Source organism: Variovorax sp. N23 (assembly GCF_025486315.1).
In the GTDB taxonomy this organism is placed as follows: domain Bacteria; phylum Pseudomonadota; class Gammaproteobacteria; order Burkholderiales; family Burkholderiaceae_C; genus Variovorax.
The window spans coordinates 231,907-253,341 of record NZ_JAOOPY010000006.1; the positions used below are offsets into that span (position 1 = coordinate 231,907).

The 21,435-nt window shown below is 67.4% G+C and carries 22 protein-coding genes; 19 read left to right on the forward strand and 3 right to left on the reverse strand.

Annotated elements, in window-relative coordinates; genetic code table 11:
- The first annotated feature begins 60 nt into the window (after window positions 1-60).
- The 19 genes from serA to N8A90_RS11910 all read left to right on the forward strand — a co-directional run bounded on the left by serA (window position 61) and on the right by N8A90_RS11910 (window position 18,804).
- The gene (gene serA, locus N8A90_RS11820; protein WP_262075071.1) at window positions 61-1,290 is read left to right on the forward strand and encodes a phosphoglycerate dehydrogenase; all 1,230 of its coding nucleotides are present in this window, start codon (window positions 61-63) and stop codon (window positions 1,288-1,290) included.
- Window positions 1,291-1,373: 83 nt separating this feature from the next.
- Window positions 1,374-5,252, forward strand: coding sequence for an FAD/FMN-binding oxidoreductase (locus N8A90_RS11825; RefSeq protein WP_262075072.1), 3,879 nt, complete (start codon window positions 1,374-1,376; stop codon window positions 5,250-5,252).
- A complete protein-coding gene (locus N8A90_RS11830) occupies window positions 5,249-5,689 on the forward strand; it encodes an HIT family protein (protein WP_410087666.1) in 441 nt (146 codons plus the stop codon). The genes N8A90_RS11825 and N8A90_RS11830 overlap by 4 nt, the downstream gene beginning before the upstream one ends.
- Window positions 5,689-6,111: a DUF971 domain-containing protein gene (locus N8A90_RS11835; RefSeq protein ID WP_262075073.1), complete on the forward strand. Its 423-nt coding sequence runs from the start codon at window positions 5,689-5,691 to the stop codon at window positions 6,109-6,111. The genes N8A90_RS11830 and N8A90_RS11835 overlap by 1 nt, the downstream gene beginning before the upstream one ends.
- Before the next feature lie 80 nt (window positions 6,112-6,191).
- Window positions 6,192-6,923, forward strand: a complete 732-nt coding sequence (gene ubiE / locus N8A90_RS11840; protein ID WP_262075074.1) for a bifunctional demethylmenaquinone methyltransferase/2-methoxy-6-polyprenyl-1,4-benzoquinol methylase UbiE — start codon at window positions 6,192-6,194, stop codon at window positions 6,921-6,923.
- A 34-nt stretch (window positions 6,924-6,957) separates the two neighbouring features.
- The gene (locus N8A90_RS11845) at window positions 6,958-7,983 is read left to right on the forward strand and encodes a Tim44 domain-containing protein (RefSeq protein WP_262075075.1); all 1,026 of its coding nucleotides are present in this window, start codon (window positions 6,958-6,960) and stop codon (window positions 7,981-7,983) included.
- Window positions 7,984-8,034: 51 nt separating this feature from the next.
- Window positions 8,035-8,592: a hypothetical protein gene (locus tag N8A90_RS11850; protein ID WP_262075076.1), complete on the forward strand. Its 558-nt coding sequence runs from the start codon at window positions 8,035-8,037 to the stop codon at window positions 8,590-8,592.
- Window positions 8,589-10,154, forward strand: a complete 1,566-nt coding sequence (gene ubiB / locus N8A90_RS11855; protein ID WP_262075077.1) for a ubiquinone biosynthesis regulatory protein kinase UbiB — start codon at window positions 8,589-8,591, stop codon at window positions 10,152-10,154. Before N8A90_RS11850 ends, ubiB begins: the two co-directional genes overlap by 4 nt.
- 45 nt (window positions 10,155-10,199) lie before the next feature.
- Window positions 10,200-11,648, forward strand: coding sequence for a sodium:solute symporter family protein (locus N8A90_RS11860; RefSeq protein ID WP_262075078.1), 1,449 nt, complete (start codon window positions 10,200-10,202; stop codon window positions 11,646-11,648).
- Window positions 11,649-11,732: 84 nt separating this feature from the next.
- Window positions 11,733-12,077 (forward strand): FmdB family zinc ribbon protein, encoded by a 345-nt coding sequence (locus N8A90_RS11865; protein WP_262075079.1) that lies wholly within the window; start codon window positions 11,733-11,735, stop codon window positions 12,075-12,077.
- Window positions 12,078-12,087: 10 nt separating this feature from the next.
- Entirely contained in the window at window positions 12,088-12,711 is a 624-nt protein-coding gene (locus N8A90_RS11870) for a DUF502 domain-containing protein (protein ID WP_262075080.1), read from the forward strand.
- A 27-nt stretch (window positions 12,712-12,738) separates the two neighbouring features.
- Window positions 12,739-14,544, forward strand: a complete 1,806-nt coding sequence (gene aspS / locus N8A90_RS11875; protein WP_262075081.1) for an aspartate--tRNA ligase — start codon at window positions 12,739-12,741, stop codon at window positions 14,542-14,544.
- 91 nt (window positions 14,545-14,635) lie between these two features.
- The gene (nudB, locus tag N8A90_RS11880) at window positions 14,636-15,097 is read left to right on the forward strand and encodes a dihydroneopterin triphosphate diphosphatase (RefSeq protein WP_262075082.1); all 462 of its coding nucleotides are present in this window, start codon (window positions 14,636-14,638) and stop codon (window positions 15,095-15,097) included.
- The gene (locus N8A90_RS11885) at window positions 15,094-15,852 is read left to right on the forward strand and encodes an endonuclease/exonuclease/phosphatase family protein (RefSeq protein WP_262075083.1); all 759 of its coding nucleotides are present in this window, start codon (window positions 15,094-15,096) and stop codon (window positions 15,850-15,852) included. The genes nudB and N8A90_RS11885 overlap by 4 nt, the downstream gene beginning before the upstream one ends.
- 61 nt (window positions 15,853-15,913) lie before the next feature.
- Window positions 15,914-16,645 carry a GTP cyclohydrolase I gene (gene folE, locus N8A90_RS11890; protein WP_262075084.1) on the forward strand — a complete coding sequence of 244 codons (732 nt, stop codon included), beginning with the start codon at window positions 15,914-15,916 and terminating at the stop codon, window positions 16,643-16,645.
- Window positions 16,646-16,650: 5 nt separating this feature from the next.
- Window positions 16,651-17,073 carry a BLUF domain-containing protein gene (locus N8A90_RS11895; protein WP_262075085.1) on the forward strand — a complete coding sequence of 141 codons (423 nt, stop codon included), beginning with the start codon at window positions 16,651-16,653 and terminating at the stop codon, window positions 17,071-17,073.
- A gap of 55 nt (window positions 17,074-17,128) precedes the next feature.
- The gene (locus tag N8A90_RS11900) at window positions 17,129-17,959 is read left to right on the forward strand and encodes a DUF429 domain-containing protein (protein WP_262075086.1); all 831 of its coding nucleotides are present in this window, start codon (window positions 17,129-17,131) and stop codon (window positions 17,957-17,959) included.
- Between the two features lie 132 nt (window positions 17,960-18,091).
- Window positions 18,092-18,289, forward strand: coding sequence for a CsbD family protein (locus N8A90_RS11905; RefSeq protein ID WP_262075087.1), 198 nt, complete (start codon window positions 18,092-18,094; stop codon window positions 18,287-18,289).
- Window positions 18,290-18,309: 20 nt separating this feature from the next.
- Entirely contained in the window at window positions 18,310-18,804 is a 495-nt protein-coding gene (locus tag N8A90_RS11910) for a BON domain-containing protein (protein ID WP_262075088.1), read from the forward strand.
- A 67-nt stretch (window positions 18,805-18,871) separates the two neighbouring features.
- On the opposite strand, the gene N8A90_RS11915 is transcribed toward N8A90_RS11910, so the two are convergent.
- The 3 genes from N8A90_RS11915 to N8A90_RS11925 form a co-directional block, all read right to left on the reverse strand.
- Window positions 18,872-19,423, reverse strand: coding sequence for a bacterioferritin (locus N8A90_RS11915; RefSeq protein WP_262075089.1), 552 nt, complete (start codon window positions 19,421-19,423; stop codon window positions 18,872-18,874).
- 90 nt (window positions 19,424-19,513) lie between these two features.
- Window positions 19,514-19,888 (reverse strand): hypothetical protein, encoded by a 375-nt coding sequence (locus tag N8A90_RS11920; protein ID WP_262075090.1) that lies wholly within the window; start codon window positions 19,886-19,888, stop codon window positions 19,514-19,516.
- A 161-nt stretch (window positions 19,889-20,049) separates the two neighbouring features.
- Window positions 20,050-21,393, reverse strand: coding sequence for a CHASE3 domain-containing protein (locus N8A90_RS11925; RefSeq protein ID WP_262075091.1), 1,344 nt, complete (start codon window positions 21,391-21,393; stop codon window positions 20,050-20,052).
- Window positions 21,394-21,435 lie beyond the last annotated feature (42 nt).

A 21,435-nucleotide genomic window follows, 5' to 3' on the forward strand; every position in this document is an offset into this window, starting at 1 on the left:
GCATTTCCAATCGTTTTTCGGCTCTGCCTCCGAGCCCTGTCGGGGGCCTCCATGACCGCCATGAGCAAGACCTCCCTCGACAAAAGCAAGATCAAGTTCCTCCTGCTGGAGGGCATCCATGCGTCGGCATTGGAGGTCCTGCGCGGCGCGGGCTATACCCAGATCGAGACCTTGCCCAAGGCCCTGCAGGGCGAGGAGCTCAAGGCCAAGCTGGCCGACGTTCACTTCCTCGGCATCCGGTCCCAGACCAAGCTGACGGCCGACGTGCTGTCGGCCGCGCCCAAGCTGGTGGCCGTCGGCTGCTTCTGCATCGGAACCAACCAGGTCGACCTGAACGCGGCGCGCGAACGCGGCGTGGCGGTCTTCAACGCGCCGTACTCCAACACCCGCTCGGTGGCCGAGCTGGTGCTGGCCGAAGCCATTCTGCTGCTGCGCGGCATCCCGGCCAAGAACGCGCTGGTGCATCGAGGCGGTTGGATGAAGTCGGCGGCGCAATCGCATGAGATCCGCGGCAAGACGCTGGGCATCGTGGGCTACGGCTCGATCGGCACCCAGCTGTCGGTACTGGCCGAGTCGATGGGCATGCACGTCGCCTTCTACGACGTGGTGAGCAAGCTGCCGCTGGGCAATGCGCGCCAGGTGTCGCGGCTGCACGACCTGCTCGCGCAGAGCGACATCGTGAGCCTGCATGTGCCCGAGCTGCCGTCGACGAAGTGGATGATCGGCCCGGCCGAGATCGCCGCGATGAAGCCGGGCGGCATCCTGATCAATGCCGCGCGCGGCACGGTGGTCGACATCGACGCGCTGGCCGAGGGCGTCAAGAGCGGCAAGCTCTGGGGCGCGGCCATCGACGTGTTCCCGGTCGAGCCGGGCAGCAACAACGAGGAATTCCAGTCGCCGCTGCGCGGGCTGGACAACGTCATCCTCACGCCGCACATCGGCGGCTCGACGATGGAGGCGCAGGCCAACATCGGCGGCGAGGTGGCCGAGAAGCTGGTGAAGTACAGCGACAACGGCACCTCCATCACCTCGGTGAACTTCCCCGAGGTGGCGCTGCCGGCCCACCCTGGCAAGCACCGGCTGCTGCACATCCACCACAACGTGCCGGGCGTGCTGTCGGCCATCAACCAGGTGTTCGCGGACAACCACATCAACATCGCGTCGCAGTACCTGCAGACCGACGAGAAGGTGGGCTACGTGGTGACGGACATCGACGCGGCGTCGTCGGAACTGGCCCAGGAAAAGCTGGCCCAGGTGCCCGGCACCATCCGCAGCCGGGTGCTTTTTTAATCGGTCAGCGCTGCAGCCGGCACTGACTTAAAATCGCCGGCCCGGTTCAAGGGCGCGCAGCGTCCTGCCGAGGCTGCTCCCCGATGAACGCTCCGATCGCGCTGACTGCGTTGTTGACGCAGGCCGCAGAGCCCGCCCGACTCCGCGAGATTCCGTACAACTACACCAGCTTCTCCGACCGCGAGATCGTCATTCGCCTGCTCGGCGAACGCGGCTGGTCGCTGCTGCAGTCGCTGCGCGACGAGCGCCGTACTGGCCGATCGGCCCGCATGCTGTACGAGGTGCTGGGTGACATCTGGGTGGTGCAGCGCAACCCCTATCTGGTCGACGACCTGCTGGACAACCCGCGCCGGCGCGGACAGCTGGTGGACGCGCTCAACCACCGGCTGACCGAAGTCGGCAAGCGCCGCACCCCCGACGTGGATGCGCAGCGCGATCTGCTCGTCGGCGAACTGACCGCGCTGGTGGCCCAGGCCATCGCCAGCTTCGACACCCTGTTCGACGACGTGGCCGCGCTGCGCCGCAGGGCCACCCGCGCCTTCCGCCGGCTGACGGCCAAGGACAACATCAAGTTCGACGGCCTCTCGCGCGTGTCGCACGTGACCGACGCGACCGACTGGCGTGTCGAGTACCCCTTCGTCGTGCTGTGCCCCGACACCGAGGCCGAGATGGCGGGGCTGGTCAAGGGCTGCATCGAACTCGGCCTGACCATCATCCCGCGCGGCGGCGGCACCGGCTACACCGGCGGCGCGATCCCGCTGACCTGGAACAGCGCGGTCATCAACACCGAAAAGCTCGAAGCCATGACCGAGGTCGAGCTGATGGCGCTCCCCGGGCTCGGCGACCCCGTGCCGACCATCTGGACCGAGGCCGGCGTGGTCACGCAGCGCGTGGCCGATGCGGCCGAGCGCGCGGGCTACGTCTTCGCGGTCGACCCGACCTCGGCCGAGGCTTCGTGCGTCGGCGGCAACGTCGCGATGAACGCGGGCGGCAAGAAGGCCGTGCTGTGGGGCACGGCGCTCGACAACCTGGCCTCGTGGCGCATGGTGACGCCGCAGGCCGAGTGGCTCGAGGTCACGCGCGTGGGCCACAACCTCGGCAAGATCCACGATGTCGAGAGCGCCGTGTTCGACCTGCAGTACTTCGCCGCGGACGGGAAGACGAAGCTGCGCAGCGAACGCCTGGAGATTGCCGGCAAGACCTTCCGCAAGGAAGGCCTCGGCAAGGACGTGACCGACAAGTTCCTCTCGGGCCTGCCCGGCATCCAGAAGGAGGGCTGCGACGGCCTGATCACCAGCTGCCGCTGGGTGGTCCACAAGATGCCCGCGCACACGCGCACGGTGTGCCTCGAGTTCTTCGGCAATGCCAAGGACGCGGTGCCCAGCATCGTCGAGATCAAGGATTTCATGTTCGCCGAGCAGAAGCGCTCGGGCGTGCTGCTGGCCGGTCTGGAGCACCTGGACGACCGCTACCTGAAGGCGGTGGGCTACGCGACGAAGTCGAAGAAGCACGGCGGGCTGCCCAAGATGGTGCTGTTCGGCGACATCGCCGGCCATGACGCCGACGACGTGGCGCGCGTCACGTCGGAAGTGGTGCGCATCGCGAATTCGCGCAGCGGTGAAGGCTTCATCGCCATCAGCCCCGAGGCGCGCAAGAAGTTCTGGCTCGACCGCAAGCGCACCGCGGCCATCAGCCGCCACACCAACGCCTTCAAGATCAACGAGGACGTGGTGATCCCGCTGCCGCGGATGGCCGAATACACCGACGGCATCGAGCGCATCAACATCGAGCTGTCGCTGCAGAACAAGCTGGCCTTCGCCGATGCGCTGGAAGCCTTCTTCGCCCGCGGCGACCTGCCGCTGGGCAAGACCGACGATGCCAACGACATCCCGTCGGCCGAGCTGCTGGAAGACCGCGTGGCGCAGGCCATCGCGCTGGTGCAGGACGTGCGCGCCCTGTGGGCTGGCTGGCTGCAAGATGTCGATGCGCTGTTCCCGCAGTTGCAGGACCATTCGCTGCGCGCCAGCTGGAAGACGCAGATCCGCACGCCGCTGCAGCAGATCTTCACCGGTGCCGAGTTCGCGCCGATCCTCGCCGAGTGCAACGCCATCCACCAGCGCGTGCTCAAGGGCCGCGTCTGGGTCGCGCTGCACATGCACGCGGGCGACGGCAACGTGCACACCAACATCCCCGTCAACAGCGACAACTACGAGATGCTGCAGAGCGCGCATGCCGCGGTGGTGCGCATCATGGCGCTGGCGCGCTCGCTCGACGGCGTGATCTCGGGCGAGCACGGCATCGGCATCACCAAGCTGGAGTTCCTCAGCGATGCCGAGCTGCAGCCCTTCACCGACTACAAGCAGCGCGTCGACCCCGAAGGCCGCTTCAACAAGGGCAAGCTGCTGCGTGCCGACACGCCGGCCTCGCACGGTCTGCATGCCGACCTGACCAACGCCTACACGCCGAGCTTCGGCCTGATGGGCCACGAGTCGCTGATCATGCAGCAGAGCGACATCGGCGCCATCGCCGATTCGGTCAAGGACTGCCTGCGCTGCGGCAAGTGCAAGCCGGTCTGCGCCACCCACGTACCGCGCGCCAACCTGCTCTACAGCCCGCGCAACAAGATCCTCGCGACCTCGCTGCTGGTCGAAGCCTTCCTCTACGAGGAGCAGACGCGCCGCGGCGTGAGCATCAAGCACTGGGAGGAGTTCGAGGACGTGGCCGACCACTGCACGGTCTGCCACAAGTGTCTGAGCCCGTGCCCGGTGAAGATCGACTTCGGCGACGTGTCGATGAACATGCGCAACCTGCTGCGCAAGATGGGGCAGAAAAGCTTCCGCCCCGGCAACGCGGCGGCGATGTTCTTCCTGAACGCCACCAACCCGTCGACCATCAAGGCGATGCGGGTCGGCATGGTCGACATCGGCTTCAAGGCGCAGCGCCTGGCCAACGATTTCTTCCGGCTGCCGGCCAAGAAGCAGACCGCGGCGCCGCCGGCCACGCTCGGCCCGGCGCCGATCAAGGAACAGGTCATCCACTTCATCAACAAGAAGATGCCCGGCGGCCTGCCGAAGAAGACGGCGCGCGCGCTGCTCGACATCGAGGATGCCGACTACGTGCCGATCATCCGCAACCCGAAGGCGACGACGGCCGAGACCGAGGCGGTCTTCTACTTCCCCGGTTGCGGCTCGGAGCGCCTGTTCTCGCAGGTCGGTCTCGCGACACAGGCGATGCTGTGGCACGCCGGCGTGCAGACGGTGCTGCCGCCGGGTTATCTCTGCTGCGGCTATCCGCAGCGCGGTAGTGGCCAGTTCGACAAGGCCGAGAAGATGATCACGGACAACCGCGTGCTCTTCCACCGCGTTGCGAACACGCTGAACTACCTCGACATCAAGACCGTGGTGGTGAGCTGCGGCACCTGCTACGACCAGCTGCAGGGCTACCAGTTCGACAAGATCTTCCCGGGCTGCCGCATCATCGACATCCACGAGTACCTGCTGGAGAAGGGCATCACGCTCGGCGCGGCGAGCGGCGGTGGCTACCTGTACCACGACCCGTGCCACAGCCCGATGAAGCTGCAGGACCCGATGAAGACGGTGAAGGCCCTGGTCGGTGACAACGTGCTGAAGAACGATCGCTGCTGCGGCGAATCCGGCACGCTGGGCGTGACGCGGCCGGACATCTCCACGCAGATCCGCTTCCGCAAGGAAGAAGAGCTGAAGAAGGGCGAGGCCTCTCTGCGCGAAAGCGGCAAGGTCGGCGCCGCCGACAACGTGAAGATCCTCACCAGTTGCCCGAGCTGCCTGCAGGGCCTCTCTCGCTACGGCAACGACCTGAACAATGGCCTGCTCGAAGCCGACTACATCGTGGTCGAGATGGCCAACCGCATCCTCGGCGATCAGTGGTTGCCGGACTATGTGGCGGCGGCGAACAGCGGCGGCATCGAGCGGGTGCTGGTGTGACCAAGGTGTCGGGCTGCGTGCTGTGCGAAGGCGCTGGCGGGCGCCTGGTGTTCGAGGCGCCGGCGTTCCGCGTGATCCATGCGGAAGAGGCCGGCTTCCCGGCGTTCTATCGGGTGGTCTGGAACGATCATGCGGCCGAGTTCACCGATCTGTCGCCGGTCGAGCGCGCGACGTGCATGGAGGCCGTGGCCACCGTCGAGCAATGCCTGCGTGACCATCTGGCCCCCACCAAGATCAACCTCGCCGCGCTCGGCAACATGGTCCCGCACCTGCACTGGCACGTCATCGCGCGGTACGAGGGGGACACGCATTTCCCGGCGCCGGTCTGGGCCGCCGCGCAGCGAGACCGCGACGCCGGCAGGGAGGCCGCGGTGCACGCGCAGCTGCCGGCGGCCGAGGCTGCGATGATCGCGGCACTCAGCAAAAGGACATCCTGATGGCAGGTCTGCAAGCCGGCGCACCGACGCCGCAATCGATCACGGTGCACAACAAGTCGAAAGTGCTGGAAGTCGGCTTCTCCGACGGCGCGAGCTTCCGCATCCCCTTCGAGCTGATGCGCATCTATTCGCCGTCGGCCGAAGTGCAGGGCCACGGCCCCGGCCAGGAGATCCTGCAGACTGGCAAGCGCAACGTCGGCCTGCTCGAGCTCGAACCGGTCGGCAACTACGCCGTGAAGCCGGTCTTCACCGACGGCCACGAGAGCGGCATCTTCTCGTGGAACCTCCTCTACGAACTCGGCCAGAAGCAGGACGAGCTCTGGGCCGAGTACGAACGCCGCCTGAGCGCCGCCGGCGTCGATCGCGACGCCCCCATGGCCGCAGCGACCGGCGCAGGCGGCCATGCCTGCGGCAGCCACTGAGCTGCCCTCCATCAAAGCCCGGCGTCCGAGCGGGGTCGTCCGCTCGATCCCGTCGCCAACGGCCTAACATCTGAGAAACCATGAGCACCACCCACTTCGGATTCGAGAACGTCGACGAGAGCGAGAAGGCGCGCCGCGTGCGCGGCGTGTTCGATTCGGTCGCCACGCGCTACGACCTCATGAACGACCTCATGTCCATGGGGTTGCACCGCGCCTGGAAGGCCTACACCGTGATGGTGGCGAACGTGGGCGAAGGCTCGCGTGTGCTCGACATCGCCGGCGGCACCGGCGACCTGGCGCTGGCCTTCGCGAAGAAGGTGGGTGCCAGCGGCCAGGTCGTGCACACCGACATCAACGAGGCCATGCTGCGCACCGGCCGTGACCGGCTGCTCGACGCCGGGGTGTCGCTGCCGACCATGGTGTGCGACGCCGAGAAGCTGCCGTTCCCCGACAACCACTTCGATGTGGTCACGGTGGCCTTCGGCCTGCGCAACATGACGCACAAGGATGTGGCGCTCAAGGAAATGAACCGCGTGCTCAAGCCCAACGGCAAGCTGCTGGTGCTGGAGTTCTCGAAGGTGGCCAAGCCGCTGCAGAAAGCCTACGACTGGTATTCCTTCAAGGTACTGCCGCGCCTGGGCAAGGCGGTGGCGGGCGACGACGCGAGTTATCGCTACCTCGCGGAATCCATCCGGATGCATCCCGCGCAGGAAGAGCTCAAGACCCTCATGAAAGAGGGTGGTTTCGGTCATGTGGACTATCACAACATGACGGGCGGCGTGGTCGCCCTGCATGTTGGAATCAAGTGTTGAATCCGCGGAGTTCCTTCGCGCACGAGGAGATGAAATGAAGAAGTTGGGATCCCTTTTGATGGTGTGCGTGCTGGCCCTGGCGAGCGTGCAGGCCGACGCGGCCCGCATCGGCGGCGGCAAGTCCTTCGGTCGCCAGTCGGGCAACGTGACCCAGCGGCAGGCCACGCCGCCCGCGAACCAGGCCACGCCGGCCGCGCCGGCACAGAACGCCAACCCGGCGGCGCGCCCTGGCACGCCGGCCGCTGCCGCCGCACCGAGGCGCCCGTGGGGCGCGATGCTCGGCGGCCTCGCCGCCGGCCTGGGTCTGGCCTGGCTCGCGCATTCGCTCGGCCTGGGCGCCGGCTTCGGCAACATCCTGCTGATCGGTCTGCTCGTGCTGGCGGCCGTGGTCGCCTGGCGCATCTTCGCGGCACGTCGCAACAACGCGCCGCGCAGCAACCAGGGCGGCTTCGCCTTCCAGGGTGCGGGCGCATCGCCCTCGGACGCCGCCACGCCGGCGCAGTACAGCCCGGGCAAGGTCGGCAACGACGCCTCGGCACGTCCGTGGGAGCACAACGCGACCGCTTTCGACGCAACGCCCGAGCGCAGCAGTGGTTCGTCCATGGCCGGCGCCGCGGGTGCCGCGGGCGGCAGCATGATCGGTTCGGCGCTGAGCGGCGCGCAGTCCTGGGGCATCCCGGCGGGCTTCGACGTCGACGGCTTCCTGGGGGCGGCGAAGCGCAACTTCGTCACCCTGCAGGACGCCTGGGACCGTTCCGACATCACGATGTTGCGTTCGATGATGACCGACGCGATGGTCGGCGAGATCCGCTCGCAACTGGCCGAGCGTGAAACGCACACCGGCGGCCAGCCCAACAAGACGGAGGTCGTGATGCTCGACGCGCAACTGCTCGGCATCGAGGAACTGCCCGACGCCTACATGGCCAGCGTCGAGTTCTCCGGGATGATCCGCGAAGACGCCTCGGCCGGCCCGAGCCCGTTCCGCGAAGTCTGGAACATGACCAAGCCGACGGACGGCCGGGGCGGCTGGGTGGTCGCCGGCGTGCAGGCGCTGCAGTAAAACGGCGCTGTCCGGCGGCAACGGGCCGCCGACGCCATCGATAATGGGGACATGGCCACACCATCGTCCCCTTTTTCTTTTCTCGACGGCTTGTTCGAGCGCATCGGCAGCCGAATCCAGCCGCCCGCCTGGGCGGTCCACGAGATCCAGCATCGCGCGGTGCTGTTCCTGAACCACGTGCTGCAGCAGGAGCCCGAAGCCCAGCAGCGGCTGGTCCGCCAGAAGGGCCGGGTGGTGCAGTTCGAGTGGCGCTTCGTCTCGATGCGCCTGGTCGCGACGCCTGCCGGGCTGCTCGACCTGGCGCCCGAAGGTGCCATTCCCGAACTCACGCTGATGGTGGTCGATGCGTCGCCGCTGGACATCGCGCGCAGCACACTCCGCGGCGACAAGCCGACCGTGCGCATCGTCGGTGACGTGCAACTGGCGGCCGAGGTCAACTGGCTGGTCGACCATGTGCGCTGGGACGTCGAGGACGACCTGGCACGCGTGATCGGCGACGTGCCGGCGCACACGGTGGCCGGCGTCGCGCGCAAGGTGGCGGCCGCGGTGCGGCAGTTCGCGTCCGGCAAGCCGGGACAACCGGGCTCCGGCGGCGCGAGCGCTGAATGAGCCGCCTGTACCGCGGCGTCTTCATCGTCTGGGTCGCGCTGCGCTACGGCCTGGACGAGCTCGTGCTCACGAGCTTCCAGAAGCCCTGGCTGCGCATCGTGGCGCGCATCGTCTCGGTCGGGCGCAACCTCGACGCGCCGCGCGGCCAACGGCTGCGCGAGGCGCTGGAGCGCCTCGGCCCCATCTTCGTGAAGTTCGGCCAGGTGCTGTCGACGCGGCGCGACCTGCTGCCGCCCGACATCGCCGACGAACTGGCGTGGCTGCAGGACCGGGTGCCGCCGTTCCCGTCCGCCATCGCGATCGCGACCATCGAGCGGGCCTTCCGGCGGCCGATCGCCGACATCTTCGTGCAGTTCGACGAGACGCCGGTGGCCAGCGCATCGATCGCGCAGGTGCATTTCGCGACCATCCGCGACCGCCAGGGCATCGTGCGCGACGTGGCCGTGAAAGTGCTGCGCCCCGGCATGCGCGTCGTCATGGAAAAAGACCTGGCCCTCATGAAGATGATGGCCGGCTGGGTCGAGAGCCTGTCGGCCGACGGCAAGCGCCTGAAGCCCCGCGAGGTGGTGGCCGAGTTCGACAAGTACCTGCACGACGAGCTCGACCTGGTGCGCGAGGCCGCCAATGCCGCGCAGTTGCGCCGCAACATGGAGACGCTCGAGCTGGTGTTGATCCCAGAGATGTTCTGGGACTTCTGCCACCCCGAGGTGATGGTGATGGAGCGCATGCACGGCGTGCCCATCGCCCAGCTCGACCGCCTGCGCGCCGCCGGCGTCGACATCCCGAAGCTGGCGCGCGACGGCGTCACCATCTTCTTCACCCAGGTGTTCCGCGACGGCTTCTTCCACGCCGACATGCACCCGGGCAACATCCAGGTCAGCCTGGCGCCGGCCACCTTCGGGCGCTACATCTCGCTCGACTTCGGCATCGTGGGCACGCTCACCGAGAGCGACAAGGAATACCTGGCGCAGAACTTCGTCGCCTTCTTCCGGCGCGACTACAAGCGCGTGGCCGAGCTGCACCTCGAGAGCGGCTGGGTGCCCGAGGGCACGCGCATCGACGAGCTCGAGGCGGCGATCCGCACCGTGTGCGAGCCGTACTTCGACCGGCCGTTGAAGGAAATCTCGCTGGGCATGGTGCTGATGCGCCTGTTCCAGACCTCCCGCCGCTTCCACGTCGAGATCCAGCCGCAGCTGGTGCTGCTGCAGAAGACGCTGCTCAACATCGAAGGGCTCGGGCGCCAGCTCGACCCCGAGCTGGACCTGTGGGCCACGGCCAAGCCCTTCCTTGAGAAGTGGATGATCGACCAGGTCGGGCCCAAGCGGCTGTTCGCGCAGCTGCGCGCCGAGGCGCCGCGCTACGCGAAGCTGCTGCCGCAGTTCCCGCGCCTGCTGCACGAGTTCCTGCAGAACCGGCCCGCCGACCACCGCCGCGAACTGCTGGAACTGCTGGCCGCACAGAAGCGCACCAACCGCCTGCTGCAGATCGTGATTGCGGTTGGCATGGGTTTTGTATTGGGTCTGATCGTGATGCAGGCCGTGGTCCGCATCCGCCTTTTCTGAGCCCTTGCCGGCGGCTGCCGGATTGAACAACGAGGAGAGTCCGTCGTGCTGTTGACCCTGGTCATCGTCTATCTGCTGGTCACGATCGCCATCGGCCTGTACGCGGCAAAGCGCGTCAGGAACACCACCGACTTCGCGATCGCCGGGCGGCACCTGCCGCTCTTCATGATCGTCACGACGACCTTCGCCACCTGGTTCGGTTCCGAGACGGTGCTGGGCATCCCGGCGAAGTTCATCGAGGGCGGCCTGGGCAGCGTGGTGGAAGACCCCTTCGGCGCCGGCACCTGCCTGATCCTGGTGGGCCTGTTCTTCGCGGGCAAGCTCTATCGCATGACGCTGCTGACCATCAGCGACTATTACCGCGAGCGCTACGGCCGGGTGGTCGAGGTGGCTTGCTCGCTCATCATCATGCTGAGCTACCTGGGCTGGGTGTCGGCGCAGGTCACGGCGCTGGGCCTGGTGTTCAACGTGCTGTCGGCCGGCGCCATCAGCGTGGCCATGGGCATGGTGATCGGCGTGCTGTCGATCCTGGCGTACACGCTGTTCGGCGGCATGTGGTCGGTGGCCGTGACCGACTTCATCCAGATGATCATCCTGGTTGTCGGGCTGACGGTGATCGCCGTCTTCGCCGGGCAGATGGCCGGCGGCGCCGACAAGGTGGTGGCCTTCGCGGTCAGCAAGGACCTCTTCAAGTTCTGGCCCGAGCCGAACTACAAGGACATGGTGTTCTTCTTCGCCGCGGCCATCACCATGATGCTGGGCTCGATTCCCCAGCAGGACGTGTTCCAGCGCGTGATGTCCGCCAACAGTGTGAAGGCGGCCAGGCGCGGGCCGGTGATCGGGGGCATCGCCTACATCCTGTTCGCCTTCGTCCCCATGTTCCTGGTCGCCAGCGCGCTGCTGATCATGCCCGAGCAGACCGCGGCGCTGCTCAAGGACGACCCGCAGAAGGTGCTCCCCACGCTGGTGCTCCAGAAGATGCCTTTCGTGATGCAGGTGCTGTTCTTCGGCGCGCTGCTCTCGGCCATCAAGTCGACCGCCTCCGCCACGCTGCTGGCCCCCAGCGTGACTTTCACCGAGAACATCTGGCGCCAGTTCCGGCCCGCCGGCACCGACCGCGAGAACCTGCTGACCATGCGCATCACCGTGCTCGTCTTCAGCGCCGCGGTGCTGGCCTACTCGATCCGCATGCAGGGCACGCCGATCTACGAGCTGGTGTCGGGTGCCTACCAGGTGCCGCTGGTCGGCGCCTTCGTGCCGCTGGTGTGCGGGCTGTACTGGAAGCGTTCCACCACGCAGGGCGCGATGGCGGCGGTGCTGCTGGGCATCGGCATCTGGCTGCTCTTCCTGGCCATGCCCTGGAGCGCCGAATTCCCGGCTCAGTTGGCCGGCGTGCTGGCGGCGTTCGTGGGCATGGTGGCGGGTTCGCTGGCGCCGCAGTGGGTGGCCAACACCCACACACCGCACCGCCCACTGGCTGTCGATCCCGCCTGAGGTGGACGGGGGCGGCGAGCGCCGACCCTATAATCGAGAGCTTTGCGAGCGGCCGCTGCGCCGCCTATTCTTCGCTCCAATTCCATGCCCATCTACGCCTACAAATGCAGCGCCTGCGGCTTTGCCAAAGACGCGCTGCAGAAAATGTCCGACGCTCCCCTCACGGTGTGCCCGGCATGCGGTGCGAGCGCATTCGAAAAGCAGGTCACCGCCGCCGGCTTCCAGCTCAAGGGCTCGGGCTGGTACGTGACCGACTTCCGCGATGGCGGCGGCAAGACCAGCGCCCCGGCGACGGATGCGGCCGGCACGGCCACCCCGGCCAAGCCGGCAGAAGGTGCCGCGGCGCCGGCCCCGGCTTCTGCACCGGCTGCGGCTGCCCCGAGTCCCGCGCCGGCCCCCGCACCCGCGCCGGCGGCCAAGAACGACTGAGGCCGCCGCCATGCACGCGCTGCGCAAATGGCTGCTGTCGGGCTTGCTCGTCATCGTGCCGCTGGTCATCACGCTGGGGGTGCTCAACTGGATCATCGGCACGCTCGACCAGACGCTCTGGTTGCTGCCCGAACAGTGGCAGACCTGGCTGACCGAGCACCGGGTGCGCGGCCTGGGCGTGCTGTTCACCCTGGCGATCCTGCTGGTGGTCGGCGCGGTCGCCAGCAATTTCGTCGGCAAGCGCCTGCTGGGCTGGGGCGACGCGGTGGTGCGACGCATCCCGGTCGTGCGCTCGATCTATTCGAGCGTCAAGCAGGTGTCCGACACGCTCTTTTCCGAGAACGGCAATGCCTTCCGCACCGCGGTGCTGGTCCAGTGGCCGCGTGAAGGGGTCTGGACCATCGCCTTCGTCACCGGCACGCCCGGTGCCGACGTGGTCGAGCATCTGGGCGGCGGCGACTTCCTCGGCGTCTACGTGCCTACCACGCCGAACCCCACCGGCGGCTACTTCGTGATGCTCAAGCGCAGCGACTGCATCGAACTCAAGATGAGCGTGGACGACGCGCTCAAGTACATCGTTTCGATGGGTGTGGTCGTTCCTGGCGGACCGGCAACCCTCGCAACCCACAAATAACGCGCCCTCCGGCGCCGGAATCGACTTATGGCCATGCGTTCTCACTATTGCGGTCTCGTGACCGAAGCCCTGATGGGCGAAACCGTCACCCTGTGCGGCTGGGTCAACCGCCGGCGCGATCATGGCGGCGTGATCTTCATCGACGTGCGCGACCGTGAAGGCTACGTCCAGGTGGTGTGCGATCCCGACCGTGCCGGCACCTTCGCCGTCGCCGAGGACCTGCGCAACGAGTTCTGCGTGCAGATCAAGGGCCTCGTTCGCGCACGCCCCGAAGGCACCACCAACGACACGCTCAAGAGCGGCAAGATCGAAGTGCTGTGCCACGAGCTGAAGGTGCTCAACCCGTCGGTCACGCCGCCCTTCCTGCTGGACGACGACAACCTGTCGGAAACCACGCGTCTCACGCACCGCGTGCTCGACCTGCGCCGTCCGGCGATGCAGCGCAACATGATGCTGCGCTACAAGGTCACGATGGAAACGCGCAAGTTCCTCGACGCCAACGGCTTCATCGACATCGAGACGCCGATGCTCGGCAAGTCCACGCCCGAAGGCGCGCGCGACTACCTCGTGCCCAGCCGCGTGCACGACGGCAGCTTCTTCGCGCTGCCGCAGTCGCCCCAGCTCTTCAAGCAGCTGTTGATGGTGGCCGGCTATGACCGCTACTACCAGATCGTCAAGTGCTTCCGCGACGAAGACCTGCGCGCCGACCGCCAGCCCGAATTCACGCAGATCGACATCGAGACCTCCTTCCTCGCCGAAGAAGAGATCCGCGAGATGTTCGAAGGCATGGTCCGCACCATGTTCCGCAACGCCGCGGGCATCGACCTGCCGGTGTTCCCGACCATGACGTACGGCGACGCGATGTTCAAGTACGGCTCGGACAAGCCCGACCTGCGCGTCAAGCTCGAGTTCACGGAACTGACCGAGCTGATGAAGCGCGTCGAGTTCAAGGTGTTCTCGAACGCCGCGACGATGGAAGGCGGCCGCGTGGTCGCGCTGCGCGTGCCGGGCGGTGGTGCCGAAGGCGGCCTGTCGCGCGGCGAGATCGACGCCTACCAGGAGTTCGTCAAGATCTACGGCGCCAAGGGCCTGGCCTACATCAAGGTCAACGACGCGGCGGCGGGCCGCGACGGCCTGCAAAGCCCGATCGTCAAGAACCTTGACGACGCGACGCTCGCCGAGGTCGTCGCCCGCACCGGTGCACGCAACGGCGACATCCTGTTCTTCGGCGCCGACAAGGCCAAGGTCGTCAACGACGCGATGGGTGCCTTGCGCGTGAAGATCGGCCACAGCGCCTTCGGCAAGAAGGCCGGCCTGTTCGACGACCGCTGGGCGCCGCTCTGGGTGGTCGACTTCCCGATGTTCGAGTTCGACGAGGAAGGCCAGCGCTGGAGCGCCGTGCACCACCCGTTCACCGCGCCCAAGGACGGCCATGAAGACCTCATGGACACCGCGCCGGAGAAGTGCATCGCCAAGGCCTACGACATGGTGCTCAACGGCATCGAGATGGGCGGTGGCTCGGTCCGTATCCATCGCGAAGAGGTGCAGAGCAAGGTGTTCCGCGCGCTCAAGATCAGCGCCGAGGACGCGCAGCTCAAGTTCGGCTTCCTGCTCGACGCGCTGCAGTACGGCGCGCCGCCGCACGGCGGCATCGCGATCGGCCTGGACCGCCTCGTGATGCTCATGACCGGCGCCGAGTCGATCCGCGACGTGATCGCCTTCCCCAAGACCCAGCGCGCACAGGACCTGCTCACGCAGGCGCCGAGCCCGGTCGATGAGAAGCAGCTGCGCGAACTGCACATCCGCCTGCGCAACGTCCAGCCCGCGGCCTGACACAGGCACCGGGGCGCGCGAGTGAACGCGACACGAAAGGGCATCTTCGGGTGCCCTTTTTTGCGCTTGCCGCACTGACCGTGCCATCGCGATGACGCCTTTCAAGATTCCCGAGTCGGTGCTGGTCGTGATCCACACGCCCGCACTCGACGTGTTGTTGATCAAGCGCGCCGATGCCGACGATTTCTGGCAATCGGTGACGGGCAGCAAGGATGCGCCCGACGAGCCGATTACGCTGACCGCGGCGCGCGAAGTGGCCGAGGAGACCGGCATCGACTGCGGTCCCGGCAGCGCGCTGGCATCGCAATTGCGTGACTGGCGGGTGCAGAACGTCTACGACATCTACCCGCGCTGGCGTGCCCGTTATGCGCCCGGCGTGACGCGCAACACCGAGCACCTCTTCGGCCTGTGCGTGCCCGAACGCATCGTGCCGGTGCTCTCGCCGCGCGAGCACACGGCGTGGCAATGGCTGCCTTATTGCGATGCGGCGCACGCCTGTTTTTCCCCTTCGAATGCCGAAGCGATCCTGCTGCTGCCACAATTTGTCCCATGAACGCGACCGCGAACACCTTTCGGGTGGCGACTTACAACATCCACAAGGGCGTGCAGGGCATCGGGCCGGCCCGTCGGCTCGAGATCCACAACCTCGGCCATGCCATCGAGGGCCTCGACGCCGACATCGTCTGCCTGCAGGAAGTGCGCAAGATGAACCGGCAGGGCGCCTTGCGCTTCGCCCGCTGGCCCGACATGCCGCAGGCCGACTTCCTCGCGCCCGAGGGCTACACCGCCGTCTACGAAACCAATGCCATCACCCGGCATGGTGAGCATGGCAATGCGCTGCTCACGCGCTGGCCGGTGGTGCGCACCAGCCACCGCGACATCTCCGACCACCGCTTCGAGCAGCGCGGCCTGCTGCACGCGCATATCGACGTCGATGGCCGGGCGGTGCATGCCATCGTGCTGCACCTGGGGCTGATCAAGGGCAGCCGCGTGCGGCAGATCGCGCAGCTGCGCGACTTCATCGAACGCGAGATCCCGCCGGAAGACGCACTGATCGTCGCCGGCGACTTCAACGACTGGGGCGCACGCATGCGCTATGCGATGAATGCGATGGGTCTGCGCGACTCGAGCGACCTGCGCGGCCCGCCCACGCTGACCTATCCGTCGCGCCTGCCGGTCACGCAGCTCGACTTCATCTACGCACGTCGATTCGCGCCGGCAGCCTGCAGCGTGCCGCGCGGCCCGATCTGGGCGCGGATGTCGGATCACCTGCCGCTGCTCACCGACTTCATGCTTTCTCATTCGTAGCGCTGCAGGGCGAGCGCCCCTGCAGGGCATGCGTTTTGGGGTTCGCTGGTACGATTCCCGCATGCTCAGGAAGATCGACGCCCCCCAGACCTCCGACACCCCGGCCGACGACGAGGGCACGCCCGTCTCCGTCAAGATCCGCGAGCGCCTGCAGGCTGCGCGCAAGCGCTTCAACGCCAACGACAACATCGCGGAGTTCATCCAGCCCGGCGAACTCGAGGCGCTGCTCGACGAGGTCGAGACCAAGATGAAGGGGGTGCTCGACAGCCTCGTGATCGACGTCGAGCATGACCACAACACCGACAACACCGCGCGCCGGGTCGCGAAGATGTACCTCAACGAGGTGTTCCGCGGCCGCTACGTGCCGGCGCCCTCGCTGACCGAATTCCCCAACGCCGAGCATCTGAACGAGCTGATGATCGTCGGGCCGATCACCGTGCGCAGCGCCTGCTCGCACCACTTCTGCCCGATCATCGGCAAGCTCTGGATCGGCGTGATGCCCAACGAGCACACCAACGTGATCGGCCTGTCGAAATACGCCCGCCTCGCCGAATGGATCATGGGCCGCCCACAGATCCAGGAGGAGGCAGTGGTGCAGCTGGCCGACCTGATCCAGGAAAAGACCCAGCCCGACGGCCTGGCCCTGGTGATGGAGGCCGAGCACTTCTGCATGAGCTGGCGCGGCGTGAAGGAAACGGGCAGCAAGATGATCAATTCCGTCATGCGCGGCGTCTTCCTGAAAGACCCGAACCTGCGCCGCGAATTCCTTTCACTCCTGCCGCGTGATCGCTGAACACCATGCTTGTACGACTTCTCTACGCCAGCCGCGCCGTCGACACCAGCAGCCCGGCGATCGACGCGATCCTCGCGCAATCGCGCGCGCACAACACGGCCTGCGGCATCACCGGCATCCTCTGCTACGGCGGCGGCATCTTCCTGCAGGCCATCGAAGGCGGCCGCAATGCCGTCAGCGAACTCTACGGCCACATCCAGAAGGACGTGCGCCACAAGGACGTGGTGCTGCTGCACTATGAAGAGATCGCCGAGCGCCGCTTCGGCGGCTGGACCATGGGCCAGGTGCACCTCACCAAGATCCATGCGGCGATCCTGCTGCGCTACTCGGAACGCCCGGAACTCGACCCCTACGCCGTCTCCGGCAAGGTCTCGCTGGCGCTGCTCGAGGAGCTGATGGCCACGGCGGCCATCGTCGGGCGCACCTGATCCACCGCCGCTTGCTGTCGCTGCCGGGCGTGACCCGGGCCAGCGGCATTGCCGCATGACGACCCTGCTGCTGGGCTGCGACTTCTCCAGTGCGCCGACCGTGCGCAAGCCGATCGTCGTGGCGCTCGGCCACGAGCGCGGCGGCCGCGTGACGCTGGCGCAGTTGCTGCCCTTCACGACACTCGATGCCTGGGGCCGATGGCTGCACGACACGCCGGCCTGGGTCGGCGGCTTCGATCTGCCCTTCGGCCTGCCGCGCGAGCTGGTGCTGCAACTGGGCTGGCCGGTGACCTGGCCCTCACTGATGGCGCACTACGCGGCGATGAGCCGGGCCGACATCCGCGCCGCCTTCGTCGCCTTCTGCGCCGCGCGCCCGGTCGGCGGAAAGTTCGCCCACCGTCGCACCGACGGCCCCGCCGGCGCGAGCCCGTCGATGAAATGGGTGAACCCGCCAGTCGCCTTCATGATGCATGCGGGCGTGCCGCGCCTGCTGGCCGCCGGCGCTTCGGTGCCGGGGCTGCATGTCGGCCCCGGCGATGGATCGAAGGTGGCGCTCGAGGCCTATCCCGGCCTGCTCGCGCGCGAGCTCATCGGCCGCCGCAGCTACAAGAGCGATACGAGCGCACGTCAGGACACGCCCCGCTGGGTCGCGCGGGCCGACCTGCTCTCGGCGCTGGAGCGCGGCCAGACCCGGCTCGGGCTGCGCCTGTCGCTCACGCACGCGCAGCGCGACCAATTGCTGGCCGACGCGCGGGGCGATGCGCTCGACGCGGTCCTGTGCCTGGTGCAGGCCGCGTGGAGCCAGGCACGTCGCGACAGCCTGGGGCCCGGCTACGGCCTGCCCGCGGACATCGATCCGCTGGAGGGCTGGATCGCCACGGCATAGATGGACAGTGGACTCTGCCCCCGTCCTACAACGCCACGCGGCGCCCGCGCCCGTGCCGTTCGCGGGACCGGTCCTAGATTGGCTTCAGGCGGTTCGGTCGAACCGTTGCAACCAACGCAAAAGGAGTTCGCAATGAACAAGGATCAAGTCGAAGGTCGTGTCGATCAGGTCAAGGGCAAGGTCAAGGAAGTGACGGGCCGCGTGACGGGCGACGCGTCGCTCGAAGCGAAGGGCGCGGTGGAAAAGGCCGGCGGCAAGGTGCAGAGCACCTATGGCGACGCCAAGGAAAAGACCAAGGACGCGCTCAAGTCGGGCGTCGACAAGCTGTGACTACGCTGGCCGGAGCAGGCGTGCCGAGGCCCGTCTTGCGCTGGACGTCCGCCTCGCTGGTGGCACTGGCCCTGGGCCTGGCCGGATGCGGCGACCAGGGCGACGGCCAGACGGCCGGTCAGAAGGTCGATGCCGCCATCGCCAAGACACAGGAGGCTGCCGAGCGCGCCAAGGACAAGGCCGAGGTGCTGGCCACCGAGGCCCGCGACAAGGTCGTGGCGTCGGAGCCGGCGATGCGTGAAGGTGCAGCGAACGTGAAGGAAGCGGCGCGCGAGACGGGCGCGGCCGTGGTGAACACGGTCGACGACATGGCGATCACGGCCAGTGTGTCGAGCAGCCTGGCGAAAGACCCGGAACTCAGTGCGGCGCGCATCGACGTCGACACCCAGGGCGGCGTTGTGAAGCTGCAGGGGCCGGCGCCGAGCGCTGCCGCCAAGGCACGCGCTGGCGACATCGCCAAGGCGGTGAAGGGTGTTTCCAGTGTCGACAACCAGCTGGACGTCAAGGCGATGTGATCGGCATTCACTCGGCCGAAAAAAAGCCCGGCATCGCCGGGCTTTTTTGGGGGGCCGTCCGATGGCCTCAGTGGCCGAGCCAATCCTTGAGCTCGTCGGCGTGTTCTTCCTCGTCGGCCAGGATGTCCTCGAGCATGCGGCGTGTCGTCGGGTCCTTGTCGCCGATCAGCACGATCATCTGACGGTAGGTCTCGACGGCGATGCGTTCGGCCACCAGATTCGCCCGCACCATCGCCTGGAGGTCTTCCGACGCATCGTAGCCGGCGTGGCTGCGTTCCAGCAGCGTCGCAGGCGAGAAGTCCGGGTCACCGCCCAGTTGAACGATGCGTTCGGCGATGCGGTCGGCATGGGCGGACTCTTCGTTCGCATGCACCAGGAATTCGTCGGCGATGGCCGGCGAGGACACGCCGTTGGCGGTGAAGTAGTGGCGCTTGTAGCGCAGCACGCAGACCAGCTCGGTGGCCAGCGCGCCGTTCAGCAGCTTCACGATGTCGTCGCGCCACGGGCCGTAGCTGGGCGTCAACGCCCCGTCGTCCAGGCTCTTGCGCGCAGCGTCGATGGCGTCTTCGTCCAGAGTGAGCCGTTCGCCCGATGTGGGCGGTGATGCTGTTGCATTCATCGTCGATCCTTTGGTGGGGTGGCGGTGTCGTCCTTGCCGTGTCGGGAGCGGTGAGCAGCGGGCCCGCCGGCCACACCGACTGCCGGCGACTCAGTAGTCGTCGCGCGGATTGCGGCGGCTGGCCAGGACGATCAGCGCGGTGATGGCCGCGCCAGCGGCTGCGGCGATGAGCACCGAGCGCATGGGCTGATCGGCAATGTATTTGCCGGTCACGTCCGCAGCCTGCTCCAGGCGGCGCTGCGCGCGCGCGCTGGTGGTCGATGCCGCGTCCAGGCCGCGCTGCACGGCCTGCTGGACGCGTGCGGCGATCTGCTCGACGGTCGGCTCGGCTTCACGGCGCAGATCGCGCACCTTCTCACCCGCGGCGTTCACGGCGTTCTGCGCATAGGCACGGGTCGACTCGATGGCGTCGTTGGCCGTCTTGCTGGCTTCGTCGGCGAGCTGCGATGCTGTCTTGATGTTCATGGGAGTTCCTTTCTGAGGGTGATGAATGTGCGAGGCCTGCCCATCCTAACGACGTTGCGCTCCCGCGCAGCGTGGGGGGAGGGCGCGGCTTGGCTCAACGATAGCGCGGCCGGCTCGCGGCCCTGTCAGCAGCCGCGGGCGAGCGTCGTAGGAGAGGAGCGTCAGCCGGCGGCGCGGCCGCCCGCCTTCGAGCGGGCGCCGACGGGCAGCATGATGCTCACCCGCGTGCCCTTGCCGGGGGAGGATGTCACGGTGAGCTTGCCCTGGGCAGCCTCGACGCGATGGCGCATGCCCGCCAGACCGTGCGTGGCGGGCCGCAGGCGTTGCGGGTCGAAGCCCTTGCCGTCGTCCACCACGTCGACCGTGACATGCGTGCCGTAGTCCTTCATCACGATCGTCGCCTCGGTCGCGTCCGCGTACTTGCCGATGTTCGTGAGGCTCTCCTGCACCATGCGGTAGATCGTGAGCTGGCGGGCCTCGTCGAGCACCACCGGTTCGAGCGCCCACTCGACCTGGATGTCCGAGCGGTCGGCGAACTCCCGGCCCAGGATCTCCAGCGAGGCCACCAGCCCGAGGTTGGCGAGCGAGGAGGGCCGCAGGTCTTCGATGATGCGGCGCTTCAGGGCGATGCCGCTGTTGAGCAGTTCGGTCAGGTGCTGCAGCCGCTGCGCCGCGTCGGGGGCGTCGGCCAGGCGCGACTTCAGCCGCGCCACGTCGAGCTTCGCGGCCGTCAGCAGCGAGCCGAGCTCGTCGTGCAGCTCGCGTGCGAGGTGGCCGCGCTCGTTCTCCCGCACGTCCTGAAGATGGGTCGCGAGTTCGGCCAGGCTGGCGGTCCGCTCCTGCACTTCGGTCTCGAGCGCGTTGCGTTCGCGTTGCAGTGCTTCCTGCTGGCGCTCGCCGATCGAGCGCAGGACGTGCGTCTGCCGCAGGTAGAGGTAGAAGGCGATGAGCGCAATGACCGCGATCAGCGCGATGCCCAGGCGGGCGAGGCGCAGCGACTTGGCGATCTGGGCCTGTCCGCTGCGCAAGGCGACATCGCTGCGGCCGATGAGGGCATTGGCCTGCGTGCGGATCGCGTCCATCTCCTCACGGCCCACATCGGTGGTGATCACGAACTTCCAGGCGTCTTCCTTGCCGTCCTTGCGCAGTCGGACGCTCATGTCCATCTCGGCCATCTTGCGGCCGACGTGCGTGGCCAGCTGCGTCAGCTGTGCGCTCTCGGTGGGCCGACCGGCGTAGAAGGTGCGCAGGGTGCTCAGCTGGCCGTCGACTTTGCGCACCGCCTGGTCGTAAGGTTCGCGATATTGCGCCTCGCCGGTCAACAGATAGCCGCGCTGACCCGTTTCTGCATCGACCACGTTCAGAAGAAGTTCGTGGAGTGTCTGCCGGACGCTCTGGGCGTCCCGGACCTCGGCCAGCGCCCGATGCGACTGCCGGAAGCCGACCTCGTTGATGCCCACGAGCATCAGCGCGGCCAGGGTGGCCAGCGCGAGACTCAGGGCCATCTTCGGAAAAGCTAACCAGCGCATGAGGTCTCCGCAAGACGC

What these genes read in the sequence shown, in the direction of transcription:
- N8A90_RS11925 (WP_262075091.1), bottom strand. Translation starts at nt 21,393, where the DNA reads ATGGCCCTGAGTCTCGCGCTGGCCACCCTGGCCGCGCTGATGCTCGTG.
- N8A90_RS11915 (WP_262075089.1), bottom strand. Translation starts at nt 19,423, where the DNA reads ATGAATGCAACAGCATCACCGCCCACATCGGGCGAACGGCTCACTCTG.
- serA (WP_262075071.1), top strand. Translation starts at nt 61, where the DNA reads ATGAGCAAGACCTCCCTCGACAAAAGCAAGATCAAGTTCCTCCTGCTG.
- folE (WP_262075084.1), top strand. Translation starts at nt 15,914, where the DNA reads ATGCTCAGGAAGATCGACGCCCCCCAGACCTCCGACACCCCGGCCGAC.
- N8A90_RS11900 (WP_262075086.1), top strand. Translation starts at nt 17,129, where the DNA reads ATGACGACCCTGCTGCTGGGCTGCGACTTCTCCAGTGCGCCGACCGTG.
- N8A90_RS11895 (WP_262075085.1), top strand. Translation starts at nt 16,651, where the DNA reads ATGCTTGTACGACTTCTCTACGCCAGCCGCGCCGTCGACACCAGCAGC.
- N8A90_RS11885 (WP_262075083.1), top strand. Translation starts at nt 15,094, where the DNA reads ATGAACGCGACCGCGAACACCTTTCGGGTGGCGACTTACAACATCCAC.
- N8A90_RS11905 (WP_262075087.1), top strand. Translation starts at nt 18,092, where the DNA reads ATGAACAAGGATCAAGTCGAAGGTCGTGTCGATCAGGTCAAGGGCAAG.
- N8A90_RS11835 (WP_262075073.1), top strand. Translation starts at nt 5,689, where the DNA reads ATGGCAGGTCTGCAAGCCGGCGCACCGACGCCGCAATCGATCACGGTG.
- N8A90_RS11850 (WP_262075076.1), top strand. Translation starts at nt 8,035, where the DNA reads ATGGCCACACCATCGTCCCCTTTTTCTTTTCTCGACGGCTTGTTCGAG.
- N8A90_RS11870 (WP_262075080.1), top strand. Translation starts at nt 12,088, where the DNA reads ATGCACGCGCTGCGCAAATGGCTGCTGTCGGGCTTGCTCGTCATCGTG.
- N8A90_RS11825 (WP_262075072.1), top strand. Translation starts at nt 1,374, where the DNA reads ATGAACGCTCCGATCGCGCTGACTGCGTTGTTGACGCAGGCCGCAGAG.
- N8A90_RS11920 (WP_262075090.1), bottom strand. Translation starts at nt 19,888, where the DNA reads ATGAACATCAAGACAGCATCGCAGCTCGCCGACGAAGCCAGCAAGACG.
- ubiB (WP_262075077.1), top strand. Translation starts at nt 8,589, where the DNA reads ATGAGCCGCCTGTACCGCGGCGTCTTCATCGTCTGGGTCGCGCTGCGC.
- nudB (WP_262075082.1), top strand. Translation starts at nt 14,636, where the DNA reads ATGACGCCTTTCAAGATTCCCGAGTCGGTGCTGGTCGTGATCCACACG.
- N8A90_RS11845 (WP_262075075.1), top strand. Translation starts at nt 6,958, where the DNA reads ATGAAGAAGTTGGGATCCCTTTTGATGGTGTGCGTGCTGGCCCTGGCG.
- aspS (WP_262075081.1), top strand. Translation starts at nt 12,739, where the DNA reads ATGGCCATGCGTTCTCACTATTGCGGTCTCGTGACCGAAGCCCTGATG.
- N8A90_RS11865 (WP_262075079.1), top strand. Translation starts at nt 11,733, where the DNA reads ATGCCCATCTACGCCTACAAATGCAGCGCCTGCGGCTTTGCCAAAGAC.
- ubiE (WP_262075074.1), top strand. Translation starts at nt 6,192, where the DNA reads ATGAGCACCACCCACTTCGGATTCGAGAACGTCGACGAGAGCGAGAAG.